Below are 11641 nucleotides of genomic sequence, written 5' to 3'. Positions count from 1 at the left end.
GGTTAAATCGAATTATGCAAAATGTTGAGTTAACATAGGCGGTGATAGGAAATGGAACAACCGGTTAAAGCACCAAGCGAATGTGATGCAGCCTGCTCAGGTACTGAAGCCGACGTGCAGACGATTCGCACTTCACTCATAGATCGGGAGACGTCTTCCGAGATGGCAGATTGGTTCAAGGCATTCAGCGACCCCACACGTCTACGTATTATTGATGCACTGTTACAGAAGGAATTATGTGTTCATGACCTGACGGTTCTGCTCGACATGGGGCAGTCGGCCATTTCACACCAGCTGCGTTCACTCCGCAACATGCGGATCGTCAAGCGGCGCAAGGAAGGCAAGACCGTGTACTACTCTCTGGATGATGCTCATATTGAGCAGATTTTCCTGCAAACGCTCCAACATATTAAACACAGCTAGGCTGCAGCCAAGCTTGTTCATGCAGAAGAACCCCCGCCTCTCGGCTATATGCCGATGGACGGGGGTTCTTCTTGGTAAGGGCACCGTTTTATACAGGATTCAAAGTTACTATATCTTCTGATTAACTATCTCTTGGAGCTTGCCACTTCGGTTATAAAAGATTGTTCTTGTTTGGATCGTACAGGCCGGATCTGTCCTTGAACCAGTTGAAGATATGCGATACACATACTTTCAGCACCGCGTATCCTGGAACAGCGAGCAGAATTCCCACGACTCCAAACAGATTACCCGAAGTCAAAATGACAAAGATAATCGTGATGGGATGAATCTTCAGCGTTTTGCCCATGATCTGTGGTGAGATGAATTTACCTTCGATTAACTGTACGATCGTCCATACGGCGACCATCTTCAGCAGCATCACCGGCGAAGTGACAAGTGCCACGATTAATGCTGGTGTAATCGCAATTGCAGGTCCCAGATACGGAACAACACTTGTGAACGATGCAATAATTGCAAGAATCAATGCATAATCCAGACCAATGACCATATAACCGATGTAGAGCAGAATACCGATGCAGAAGCTGACGATAATCTGTCCACGAATGAATGAACTGATCTGGTGATTGATGTCTTCCAGTACATGCATTGCACCCGTACGACTCTTGATTGGCAGGAAAGACAGAATCTTCGCTGGTAGCTTTTTGCCGTCTTTCAGCAGATAGAACAGAATGAACGGAACCGTTACGATGGACAGCACGGTCTCCGTGAAAGCTCCGAGGAATCCGCCCAATTTGGTCCAGGTCGAGTTCAGAATTTCAGTAGCCTTTTGGGAGATTGTTCCCCACCAGTCCTGCGAATTCAGATTCACCGTTTCCTGGAACTGACCGAACAATTTACTGCCCGTAAGCTCCTCAAACTGCTGTTTTACCGTCTCACTGTACGTTGGGAAATTTTCAATCAGCCCCACAATCTGGTTACGCACAACTGGAATGACCGCCAATACTACGACTGTCAGAATGCCTCCAATCGCAAGATACAGGATCAGAATGGACCAGCCACGCTTGATTTTCCACCTTTCCATCACATCCACAATCGGATTCAGCAGATAATAGAGTATTCCTGACAGAATAATAGGAAGTACAATGGTTTTGATGAGTACTGCTAGCGGATGAAGAACAAAGGATACTTTGGTCAGAACCATCACGTTCAGTCCCACCAACAGCAGAATTAGCAGAAATAGCACAAACTTGTTGTTAAGAAAAAATCGCTTGAACCGCTCCGGCCAAACGCGGGGTTGCTCAGGTTGCTCCATAGGCGTGTCGTCCTCTCTTATGACCCTTAATCAAAACTTAACTATTAAGCTAGATAAATGCCCTACACACGAATAAAAAAGTACCTTGTACAAGCCAACATATGTATAACACTCTGGATTTATACGTATGGTGCTGATTAACCGTTTCAAATTAAACCGGTAAAGTCATTTTACCCCAAAATGAGTCTTCTGCCCCACACGAAACATTTGCAAATTCTCCCTATTCAAAAACGGCTCGCCTCACTGGGAGACGAACCGTAAATTTATAGCTATACCCTACCATTAAGCCAGCTTTTACGCTAAAAAATGAAGATTAAGCTTTTCCCGCCAATTGTGCGATTAACTCATAGGAATGCAGACGTGCCTTATGATCATAGATCATCGACGTAATAATCAGCTCATCTGCCTGCGTCTGCCGAATGAAGGATTCCAACTGTCCACGTACGGTTTCTGGTGAACCATTAACAGCTGCCTTCAGCGTCTGCTCAACACCAGCTTTCTCACGATCCGTCCATTTGCCTTCCATCTCTGCCGGAGGCTGTACCAATCCCGTTGTGCCGCGAATAATGTTCAGGAACTGCTGTTGCATCGTTGTACCCAGCCATGCTGCTTCCTCGTCTGTATCCGCAACAACAGCGTTAACACCAACAATCACATGTGGCTCCTTCAAGCTATCAGATGGTTGGAAATTGTTTCGATACGTCTCCAGTGCAATACGGGTGTAATCGGGCGAGAAGTGGCTGGCAAAAGCAAACGGCAATCCCAGCTGACCTGCCAGACGTGCACTGAAATCACTGGACCCCAACAGGTAGATTGGAATATTCAATCCTTCTCCAGGAACTGCGCGAACAGGCGCATGATAAGATGTCGCCGAAGCATCAAAGTATGCTCTAAGTTCTGCCAACAGCTCAGGGAAATCTTCCCCACTGTTCAGATCTTTGCGTAACGCAAGCGATGTACGGCGGTCACTACCTGGTGCGCGACCCAGTCCCAAGTCAATTCTGCCAGGATACAAGGACTCCAGTGTGCCGAACTGCTCAGCGATGACAAGCGGTGCATGGTTAGGCAACATGATGCCTCCTGAACCCAGACGAATCGTTTTGGTTCCACCAGCCAGATATCCAATAACAACCGAAGTTGCGGATGAAGCAATACCCGGCATGTTGTGATGTTCAGCTACCCAGTAACGGTGATATCCCCAACGCTCTGCATGCTGCGCCAGATCCAAACTGTTGCGCAAAGCATCAGCTGGTGTTGCACCTACTACAACAGGAGCCAAATCCAGGATGGAAAGCTTAACGTCATTAATATGTTCTTTATGGGATGAAGCTGTATTTTCTGTAGTCATTATCGTTTAATCTCCTTGATGATTATATTTTTGTATATCCAGATATATAGATTAATTAAATCACAACTGGATAGGGTGATGTGATGATAAACTAGCCGTTTACATCCGGACGGAATCCCTGCCTGCATGTGCATCCTAGCTTCCGTTCCGGCATCCGGCTTATAACTCGTTCTGCACGTACTCGGCAAACTGACGAATCGTCTCTTCGTTGCGCCGATAATACGTCCATTGTCCTCTTCGCTCGGAGAGCAGCAACCCTGCCTTGAGCATGGTCAGCAGATAACTGGATATAACCGACTGAGCCAGTCCAGCCTTCACTTGAATCGTGCCAACACAGATTCCGTTCTTGCCACCATCCGGATGCTGAGATAGTTCCAGCGGTGGAAAGTGTTGCTCCGGGTTTTTGAGCCACAACAAGATTTGTCTACGTGTCTCGTTCGATAATGCTTTGAATATAAGTATAGGTTCCATGGGTACGATTATACCCCCTTTCAACCATTTTGCAAACACATGAACAAACAAACCGACTCATGATCGAGTCGGTCTGGTATCATATGGAATCCGTATTTGGAATCAACATCCATATTAGAATTTGGTTGTAACCGTTTGTTTAACCTGATCCAACATGGCTTGATATGCGGGTGCATCCAGGTATCCAATACTTCCAAAGAGCAGATGATCTACGGCTTCAATGCCTACAAAATCGAAGATACCTACGTCTGAAGTTAATTTCAGTCCAGCAGTCATGCCAATTTGATCATAAATTTCACTTGGTGTACCATGTGTGTTGATGATGAGGCCTTTTTTGCCTGTCAGCAATTTCTCGATACCCGCTTCACCCGCTGCATATGCAAAACCATAGGCGAATACACGGTCAACATATCCTTTGATAATGGCAGGAAGACCTGTCCACCAGATCGGATAGATGAATGTAATGGCTTCTGCATCTGTAACAAACTGTTGCTCTGTAGCGATATCCTGTGGTGTCTGTCCTGCTCGCATGGAAGCTGTGTCAGCTTCAGTCAGTACGGGTTGGAATTCAAGCTTGTACAAGTCACGAACGACTACTTCATGGCATTGAGCTTCGAGAGCTTCTACAGCAGTATTGAGGATTGCGTTATTCAAGCTGTCTGTGTGTGGGTGAGCATATACGATAAGATGTTTCATAGTGTGAATCCCTCCAGGTTTGGTTTGAGTTAGGTTGCGAAAATGGGTTACATTGATACGTTCCCGCATACATAGATATCTATGTATATGGGTAAAAAAATATTTTGGCTCCTCTGCCTCCACCCCAGTCAAATCTGGAAGGGTTGCAGACAGAAGAGTTCATTCATTATAACTTTCGGACAATAATGGACAGCAAGCTCTCCAATTGCTCCGACTGTTCATCGGACAGGCCACTATAGATGATGTCATTAATCTGCTCTGATACCTGATGGAAGATCGGTTCGAGTCGCTTCCCCTGTTCGGTTAGGCGAATCATCGTCACTCGGCTATCTTCGGCACTCTTGCTACGTTCAACATAGCCAAGCTTCTCAAGCTTGTTGACCAGTACCGTTACCGTTGGTTGCGTGCGTTGAACACGTTCAGCCAACATCTTGATCGACAGCGTCTCTTCCCGGTACAAGAACATCAATACATCTCCATGAGAAGGAACAATCCCTGTTACCTCATGCTGTTCCAATTCGTGTACAATCCGTTTGTTGACATGGTCCCTGATTCTTGCAATCAGTGCAATTGCGTTGTATTTAGGCATGACCTTATTATACATAGACATCTATGTATTTTCAAGTTCTTTTTCATAAAAAAGAAAAACAGCCCTTTCCATCGGGCTGTTTCGATACTACTTTGATCCTGATCTATAATGTTAGATCTTAGATAATCGTTTTTGAATTCATGTTAGATTCACGCTGAATTCAGTTAATCCATTGCGTGATTTTCTCAACGGATTGTCGGGACTTCTCACGCGCGGGCTCCTCTGCCCGATAACCGAAGGCTGCCATCATAGAGACGCCCCATGCGCCATTTTCCAGCAAGCCCTCTTCTTCCATAATACGGTGGACGTCCTCACGGCTGAAACCTTCGATTGGACAAGAATCAATCTCGATTTGAGCTGCCGCCGTCATCATGTTGCCGAGTGCAATATACGTCTGTTTGGATGCCCAGTCGAATAATGATCGTGGATTATCCAGAATTTTCTGGTTATTTTGGAACTTTCCATAAGCCTCACTTGTTAGCTCAAATACGTTATTTGGCATTCCCTTTGTTTCCTTCAACATGTACTCCGCATAAGGAGAATTATAACTGGCATCTGATCGGGCCAAAATAACAACAAAATGGCTTGCTGTAGCCAATTGTTTTTGAGCGCCGGAAGAGACTTCGGACAGACGCTTACGCAGGTTTGGATTTTGTACAATCAGAAACTTCCACGGTTCAAGACCAATGGAACTTGGAGATAATCTGCCTGTTTCCAATATAAATTGGAAATCCTCATCCGAGATTTTGCGGGTATCATCAAATATCTTTGTTGCATGCCGGAAATGATAAGCTTTTAAGATGTCTTCCTTTGTCTTTGACTTTGCTGTAACTTCCATGAAACTCCACGTCCTTTTTATATATTTTTTATGTTGAATCGTCAGTCTCTAGTTTTTGATTTACTTAAGTATTAGTTTAGAATCTATATCCGAAAATGAAAAGTACGCACATTATTGTTTCTCAGTTTCTAAAAGTAAGTATTGTATCCTAACAAGGAAAATAGCCGCTGCAGGACATAAATCTTCTCCTAGACGGCATAATCTCACACATGAAGTTTACAATTGATTCATCCATTCATTTTCAGAAATGACGGTATATCCTTCTTGTCTCAGCAATGCTGAGGTGACACCTTCTCCAGTGACCTTGTGATTGGCAAAATTCCCATCATAGATCATCTGTGTACCACAGGACGGACTAAACTCCTTCAGTACCACACACGATACATTCAATTTTTTGGCCCATTCGAGCGTCTGATAGGCTCCCTTGATATACAGCTCTGTGACGTCCTTGCCGCTTTTCTCGATCACTTTTGCAGTGCCTGCCAGTACGTCCTTGCCCGTGCCACCGATAATTTCAGCCGGTTCCCGTGGAGTGGAGAATCCGCCAAGCAGCTCCGGACATACCATCTTAGCCTGCTCCTGCTCCACCAGCTCCTGAATCTTCTCATCCAGGCTCGCTGTTCCATTGTAACGGCAAGCTACCCCTGCCAGACATGAACTCACCAAATATTTCATCGTTATCTCCTTATACCCATTCCATCTATGAAGTAAATTGTAACACGTAAGATCAAGCCCTATAACTCGCCTCTGGTGATCATCTTGATCCGTCCATCTTCCCTGTATTCAACCTGAAAAACATCGGTGCTCGACTCCAGTTCAAATGTGACGACTCCCAATTGCTCAGCATTTCTGTGTAGTTTATAGGCGTCAAAATCAATGTTAAATATCTTCTTAACTATTGGCCCCACTTTTTCTCTAAGAAGAGACTCATCAATATTATATAATTTTTCATGATAAGCCTCCATCTCTTCGATGTTGCCTATTTCTTGTTGCTCATAATAATTAGCATCCCCTACGGTATAGCCCAAGCCCTCTTTTCCTTCGGTCATCTGCACAAAGTAGTTATCTTTAAAGGAAAAAAAGACTGTATCCTTGCCAAGTTCATCATCTTTACTTCGGCTTACTCTTACCAGATCAAGATTGGCTTTACCAGACAGAGCCTCAATCGCGTTTCTGGCATCCGTCAGCGCTGCCTGGGATACTTGATCAGGTCTAAGGTCGCCTGTGATCGAGACAGCCTTGTCCTGTTGCCATACAATCTCCCCATAACCATCGCCAGTCTCATTTTCTAACCATAATGTCGTATGTGATATCGGCTCCATTTCCCCTTGCTTCATACTCACAAAACGTTGGACTGATGCAGGTTTAAGCGTTGGAGTGCTGCCTATACTTTGCAAAAGCGATGGAACTTGACGCAAATAACGGTGTTCCAGTTCGCTTGGCTGCATCTCACGTCTCATCTGTACTTCACGCAGATTTCCTGTTGTCGCATCGAGCCATATCTGCGCATACTCCTTCTCGCTTTCGCTACCAGCCTCTACATATATTCTGCCGGACACAGGCAAGTCTCCCACTTTCGTAATCTTCAGCTGTTTACCCAGATCATCTCGCATCGTAGTCGCAACATTTCTTTTCATTTTGTCGGTTAGCAGATTCGTGTTCAAACCATCAGATAACTGTAACGCTGCTGTCGGATAGACCTGCTCGATTACGGGTTTCACCAGCTGTCCATCATCCCAGATCCATAGGAACAATCCAGCGGCAATAACCAATGCACCCGCGCCTGCAACAAGAGGTCCTCTTCTAGGGCGACGCTTGTGTGACACGTTGCCTACTTGCGGCCTGGACAACCTGGATCTGCTCTCTGGCCTATCTCCCTTGCTTCCCACTTCCGACTTCTTCATCCACTCCACCTGTTGAAGCACCTTTCGCTTGTGATCCTCTGTAAAAGGAGACGACGCAAACGGTCCCTTCCGGATTTCCTTTTCCCATTGCTCATCCTTGTGTCTCATTCGCTTCGCTCCTCCCATTGTTTCCGTACCTTATCCTTACCTCGGGAAAGTCTGGATTTTACTGTGCCTAAGCTGATTTTCAACATCTCAGCAATCTCACTCGTCGTAAGCTCATATTTCAGATTCAGTAAAAGAATCTCCCGGAACTTCTTTGGCAACGCCAGAACAATATCCCAGATTTCATGGATATGCTCCTTACGCATCACTTCCATCTCCGCCGAAGGATGTGCAGGCTGCTCTGCAATCATGACTCTTTGGTTCGAATCCCCATGCTCTGTCTCAATGGGTAACGTCTCTCCCCACAGACTGCTACGAAAAAATCTGGATTTTCGATATGTAAAAGTGGTGTTCCTAGTAATCGTCAACAGCCATGTTTTCAGTGAGCAATCTCCACGATAATGAGCGATCCCTGAGTACGCCCGAATAAATACCTCCTGTGACAATTCATCTGCCTGTTCGGCACTTTTGGTCAGAAAATAAGCGTAATTCCACACATCGTTTCCGTAGTCATCCATCATGCTGCTAAGTGTGTAATTGTCTATAGTCTGAGCCTTTGCTAGTAATTGATCATCCAACTGTTGTTCACCTCACTTAATACGACTGATTCTAATGTGGTTTGGTTCCCTGTTTTGGACATTATTTCTTATTATTGTAGCAAAATAAAAAAAACAGCATGTTCAACATCGCTGAACACGCTGATTCCTTCAAGTTCACTTAGTTAGTGATCTCTATCAGAAAGCTTTTAAGCGAACGCTCCGCTCCCTCAGTTTCTTTCTGCCCTCTAGTCTAACGTATCATTTTCATCGTTATACTTTCACCGCAGCAATCATCAGAAACATCGGTCTCCGATTCTCGTCTCGCATGCCAGGAACCTGTTCAATCATCTCCGGTGATGGTTTGGATTCAGCCACCTTCTGAATAGCAAACCCCGCCTTAATAAGTTCATTGAGATGTGTTGCCAGTGTGCGATGATATTTGACCACATCCTGATTCAAAAAGTTCGCCACACGTTTCCCTTCATCGTGGTAATCATCCACGGGCCAGTGCAGGATCTCACCTGTGGGTCCGTAATGCCAATCCTGCGCAGCACGAGCAGTGAAGATGGGATGTTCGGAAGATAGTACAAATGTGCCCCCTTCTACGAGACAATCATTGATCTTAGCATACACCGTGTCTAACCTTTCAATATAATGCAAAGCAAGTGAACTGATCACAACATCAAATTGTCCAGCTGCAAAATCAATATCTTCAATCGCCAGCTGCTTGTACTCGATCTGCCGATCGTCCGTCATTTCACGAGCACGCTGAAGCATATTTTCAGACAGATCTACACCGATCACTGAACTCGCTTGTTGCTCTCGCGCATACCGGCAGTGCCAACCAAAGCCACATCCCAAATCCAGCACACGCTTGTCCTTCAAATCAGGCAAAAGAGTCTGTAGTTCATGCCACTCCCCCGCTGCATCTAGCCCTTGAATGGAACGTGCCATCTTACTATAGTTATCAAAAAACTCAACTTCATCGTATTTATTTTGTTTCATTAAGCGATTCCTCCCGCCTTATAAATATCCACCTACTCTACCACATAAACGATATTTAAACGCAAAAGTTGCCAAGAGAATTCAAGCCGTGTTATCATACAGAACGAACGTTCAGTATTATTTAATACAGAATGAACATTCAGTTTATTAACGGAGGTTAATATGAATACGAAATGGACGCATCCACTGGAAGGGCAATCTGTAGGTAAAGCTTTTATAAGCTACCTCGTGCCTTCTGTATTGGGGATGCTGGTAGTTGCTTTTAATTTTATTATCGACGGCATTATGGTTGGACACAAACTGGGCTCTACCGCGATGGCCGGGATCGGCATTGCCTCTCCTGTCTACACGCTTTTTGTTGCCATGTCACTGTGGATTGGTATGGGCGGGGCAACCTTGTACTCCAACGCGATGGGTAGAAAAGATATCACATCAGCCAAACAAATTTTCACCAAATCTATTATGCTCATTATGTTAGTTACGATAGCCATTGGATATACTGCATTTACGTTCAAAGACAAGCTGGTATACTCCCTCGGTGCTAACGCCGAGACCTTCCCGTTTGCTTCGGACTATATGAATATCATGTTATTGTTCGGGTTTGTTTTCACCATTGAGAATGCACTCTCTGTCTTTGTACGAAACGATGGGAACCCCAACACATCCATGTACGCTCAAATTACGTTTGCTGTAGCCAATATCATCATCAATTATATAACATTGTATGTACTCGAATGGGGTGTACGCGGTGTGGCCCTCGGTACAATTGTATCGGCGTCTCTTGCGCTACTTGTCCTGTTCACTCATTTTTTCAAAAAAATAAATAATCTCACGTTCACCCGGTTCAAATGGAACAACAAACTGCTGGCTTCCCTTCTACTCATTGGTTTCCCCAGCTTTCTGGCTGAACTCGGCATGTCGGTCTTCTCTGTCTCTCACAATATCTCCATGGACCGTATTGCGGGAACGGATGGTGTAGCATCCTTTACCGTATTGAACTATATTCATGGTGTTGTATTGTTGGCTTTCCTGGGTCTGGCATCCGCTGCCCAACCTCTGATCAGCTATTATCACGGTGCCAATCAGATTAAACGGGTACAACAAACGATACGTTTAGCCACTAAAACAGCTCTCGCATGCGGTCTGTTGTTACTGGTTGTTGTTCAAATCGGTGCACCTTATTTCGTGCAAATCTTTGGAAACTTCAGCAGCGACGTAACGGATAATGCCGTATACGGATTACGCATATTTACATTTGCCTATGTATTCATGGGTGTTAACTTTGTCATGAGCACCTACTTCCAATCTGTAGGTAATGCCAAAATGGCCATCTGGATTACAACTGCGCGTGAAATGATTATCATGATAGCGTTGATTGCGATTCTGCCTTCATTCTTTGGTGTCACGGGTGTATGGCTTGCCGTACCGCTGTCCGAAATGCTGGTTCTTGCAACCATAGCCCTGTACTATAGAAAACGATCCCTTACGGATCGAATACACGCGTTGCAGTCTGAATAACGGTAACAGATAATATAGCGGCATCAGATAGAAGATACATGATACGAAGGTAGCATGTAGGTAGACCTCATCAATAATTTAACAGACAAATAAACAAAGCCCTGCACGATTAATATAGATCGGTCAGGGCTTTGTTTTATCCTACATTAGATGTAAGCAACTAGATACGTATATCAAATCGGCCATTACTATCTGTTGTTGCATTAGCAATTTCCTTTGGGGTAGCTACACCCTTTCCATTGGATGGAGGTTGGGCAGGTGGCGCCTCCTTAGCAACGGTTGTACCGGCTCCTTGAGAGCTTTGCTGTGCAATCTGTGCCTCAATCTGTTTGATCTGTTGTTCAAGCTGTTTGGTCTTTGTATCCTTCGTCTTCTCATCGTCCTTGCTGGATTGTACTTTCTCCAGTTGAGCCTCAAGCTTCGACTTTTGTTTCTCCAAGCTACTTGAATTGTCGGAGCTCGAAGATGTCGATATGTATGATGTTGTGGAGCTGGCTGTAGAAGATATATTCATTATAGTTCTCCTCCTCTTTACTTGGCTTCACTATACCCTATTCCATTGAAACGTACGTTAAATTCAACTGAAAGGTTGCTGAAGGAGCTAAGAAACAGAAGTTGATCATTTTTATTGGAAGTATGTATATCAGCATTAATCCGTAGTCCAATTATTAATACTGAGAGTCTTCACATATAAATGATTATATTGATGCTGTCTTATCTATATAGTTAGTTTGTTTCTCGGCAGAAAATAGTAACACAAAAAAAAGACACACTCGAAATCATTCAAGTGTGTCTTCATATTGCTTGGCGGCGTCCTACTCTCCCAGGACCCTGCGGTCCAAGTACCATCGGCGCTAGAGGGCTTAACGGTCGTGTTCGGGATGGGTACGTGT

At 44.7% G+C, this 11641-nt stretch carries 13 protein-coding genes and 1 rRNA gene; 2 read left to right on the top strand and 12 right to left on the bottom strand.

The window, feature by feature from the left end:
• Positions 1-51 precede the first annotated feature (51 nt).
• Positions 52-423 (top strand): ArsR/SmtB family transcription factor, encoded by a 372-nt coding sequence (locus tag BLS69_RS30035; RefSeq protein WP_036614212.1) that lies wholly within the window; start codon positions 52-54, stop codon positions 421-423.
• 151 nt (positions 424-574) lie between these two features.
• Here BLS69_RS30035 and BLS69_RS30030 read toward each other — a convergent pair whose 3' ends face one another.
• The 10 genes from BLS69_RS30030 to BLS69_RS29985 all read right to left on the bottom strand — a co-directional run bounded on the left by BLS69_RS30030 (position 575) and on the right by BLS69_RS29985 (position 9230).
• A complete protein-coding gene (locus BLS69_RS30030; protein ID WP_036614215.1) occupies positions 575-1735 on the bottom strand; it encodes an AI-2E family transporter in 1161 nt (386 codons plus the stop codon).
• A 313-nt stretch (positions 1736-2048) separates the two neighbouring features.
• Positions 2049-3083: an LLM class flavin-dependent oxidoreductase gene (locus BLS69_RS30025; protein ID WP_051449565.1), complete on the bottom strand. Its 1035-nt coding sequence runs from the start codon at positions 3081-3083 to the stop codon at positions 2049-2051.
• A 159-nt stretch (positions 3084-3242) separates the two neighbouring features.
• A complete protein-coding gene (locus BLS69_RS30020) occupies positions 3243-3554 on the bottom strand; it encodes an ArsR/SmtB family transcription factor (protein WP_036668255.1) in 312 nt (103 codons plus the stop codon).
• A 114-nt stretch (positions 3555-3668) separates the two neighbouring features.
• Positions 3669-4250 carry an NAD(P)H-dependent oxidoreductase gene (locus BLS69_RS30015; protein WP_091038961.1) on the bottom strand — a complete coding sequence of 194 codons (582 nt, stop codon included), beginning with the start codon at positions 4248-4250 and terminating at the stop codon, positions 3669-3671.
• A 166-nt stretch (positions 4251-4416) separates the two neighbouring features.
• Positions 4417-4860: a MarR family winged helix-turn-helix transcriptional regulator gene (locus tag BLS69_RS30010; protein WP_340400362.1), complete on the bottom strand. Its 444-nt coding sequence runs from the start codon at positions 4858-4860 to the stop codon at positions 4417-4419.
• Between the two features lie 139 nt (positions 4861-4999).
• Positions 5000-5677: an NAD(P)H-dependent oxidoreductase gene (locus tag BLS69_RS30005; protein ID WP_091038959.1), complete on the bottom strand. Its 678-nt coding sequence runs from the start codon at positions 5675-5677 to the stop codon at positions 5000-5002.
• 216 nt (positions 5678-5893) lie between these two features.
• Complete coding sequence (locus BLS69_RS30000; protein WP_091038958.1) at positions 5894-6352, bottom strand: 2-thiouracil desulfurase family protein; 459 nt, start codon at positions 6350-6352, stop codon at positions 5894-5896.
• A 59-nt stretch (positions 6353-6411) separates the two neighbouring features.
• Positions 6412-7689 (bottom strand): hypothetical protein, encoded by a 1278-nt coding sequence (locus tag BLS69_RS29995; protein ID WP_091038956.1) that lies wholly within the window; start codon positions 7687-7689, stop codon positions 6412-6414.
• A complete protein-coding gene (locus BLS69_RS29990) occupies positions 7686-8264 on the bottom strand; it encodes an RNA polymerase sigma factor (RefSeq protein ID WP_091038954.1) in 579 nt (192 codons plus the stop codon). The genes BLS69_RS29995 and BLS69_RS29990 overlap by 4 nt, the downstream gene beginning before the upstream one ends.
• A 231-nt stretch (positions 8265-8495) precedes the next feature.
• Positions 8496-9230, bottom strand: a complete 735-nt coding sequence (locus tag BLS69_RS29985) for a class I SAM-dependent methyltransferase (protein WP_091038953.1) — start codon at positions 9228-9230, stop codon at positions 8496-8498.
• 162 nt (positions 9231-9392) lie between these two features.
• Here BLS69_RS29985 and BLS69_RS29980 point away from each other — a divergent pair, with 162 nt between their 5' ends.
• Positions 9393-10748 carry an MATE family efflux transporter gene (locus BLS69_RS29980; protein ID WP_091038951.1) on the top strand — a complete coding sequence of 452 codons (1356 nt, stop codon included), beginning with the start codon at positions 9393-9395 and terminating at the stop codon, positions 10746-10748.
• Positions 10749-10908: 160 nt separating this feature from the next.
• On the opposite strand, the gene BLS69_RS29975 is transcribed toward BLS69_RS29980, so the two are convergent.
• Both BLS69_RS29975 and rrf read right to left on the bottom strand, forming a co-directional pair.
• The gene (locus BLS69_RS29975; protein WP_091038950.1) at positions 10909-11262 is read right to left on the bottom strand and encodes a FlxA-like family protein; all 354 of its coding nucleotides are present in this window, start codon (positions 11260-11262) and stop codon (positions 10909-10911) included.
• Positions 11263-11550: 288 nt separating this feature from the next.
• A 5S ribosomal RNA gene (rrf, locus tag BLS69_RS29970) occupies positions 11551-11641 on the bottom strand; the annotation flags it as partial.

Origin of the sequence: Paenibacillus sp. CF095 (assembly GCF_900101225.1) — a bacterium.
Lineage (GTDB): Bacteria > Bacillota > Bacilli > Paenibacillales > Paenibacillaceae > Paenibacillus.
This window is presented reverse-complemented; position numbering and strand designations above follow the sequence as displayed.

What these genes read in the sequence shown, in the direction of transcription:
- BLS69_RS30005 (WP_091038959.1), bottom strand. Translation starts at nt 5,677, where the DNA reads ATGGAAGTTACAGCAAAGTCAAAGACAAAGGAAGACATCTTAAAAGCT.
- BLS69_RS29980 (WP_091038951.1), top strand. Translation starts at nt 9,393, where the DNA reads ATGAATACGAAATGGACGCATCCACTGGAAGGGCAATCTGTAGGTAAA.
- BLS69_RS29995 (WP_091038956.1), bottom strand. Translation starts at nt 7,689, where the DNA reads ATGAGACACAAGGATGAGCAATGGGAAAAGGAAATCCGGAAGGGACCG.
- BLS69_RS30035 (WP_036614212.1), top strand. Translation starts at nt 52, where the DNA reads ATGGAACAACCGGTTAAAGCACCAAGCGAATGTGATGCAGCCTGCTCA.
- BLS69_RS29985 (WP_091038953.1), bottom strand. Translation starts at nt 9,230, where the DNA reads ATGAAACAAAATAAATACGATGAAGTTGAGTTTTTTGATAACTATAGT.
- BLS69_RS30030 (WP_036614215.1), bottom strand. Translation starts at nt 1,735, where the DNA reads ATGGAGCAACCTGAGCAACCCCGCGTTTGGCCGGAGCGGTTCAAGCGA.
- BLS69_RS30020 (WP_036668255.1), bottom strand. Translation starts at nt 3,554, where the DNA reads ATGGAACCTATACTTATATTCAAAGCATTATCGAACGAGACACGTAGA.
- BLS69_RS30010 (WP_340400362.1), bottom strand. Translation starts at nt 4,860, where the DNA reads ATGTCTATGTATAATAAGGTCATGCCTAAATACAACGCAATTGCACTG.
- BLS69_RS29975 (WP_091038950.1), bottom strand. Translation starts at nt 11,262, where the DNA reads ATGAATATATCTTCTACAGCCAGCTCCACAACATCATACATATCGACA.
- BLS69_RS30025 (WP_051449565.1), bottom strand. Translation starts at nt 3,083, where the DNA reads ATGACTACAGAAAATACAGCTTCATCCCATAAAGAACATATTAATGAC.
- BLS69_RS30000 (WP_091038958.1), bottom strand. Translation starts at nt 6,352, where the DNA reads ATGAAATATTTGGTGAGTTCATGTCTGGCAGGGGTAGCTTGCCGTTAC.
- BLS69_RS30015 (WP_091038961.1), bottom strand. Translation starts at nt 4,250, where the DNA reads ATGAAACATCTTATCGTATATGCTCACCCACACACAGACAGCTTGAAT.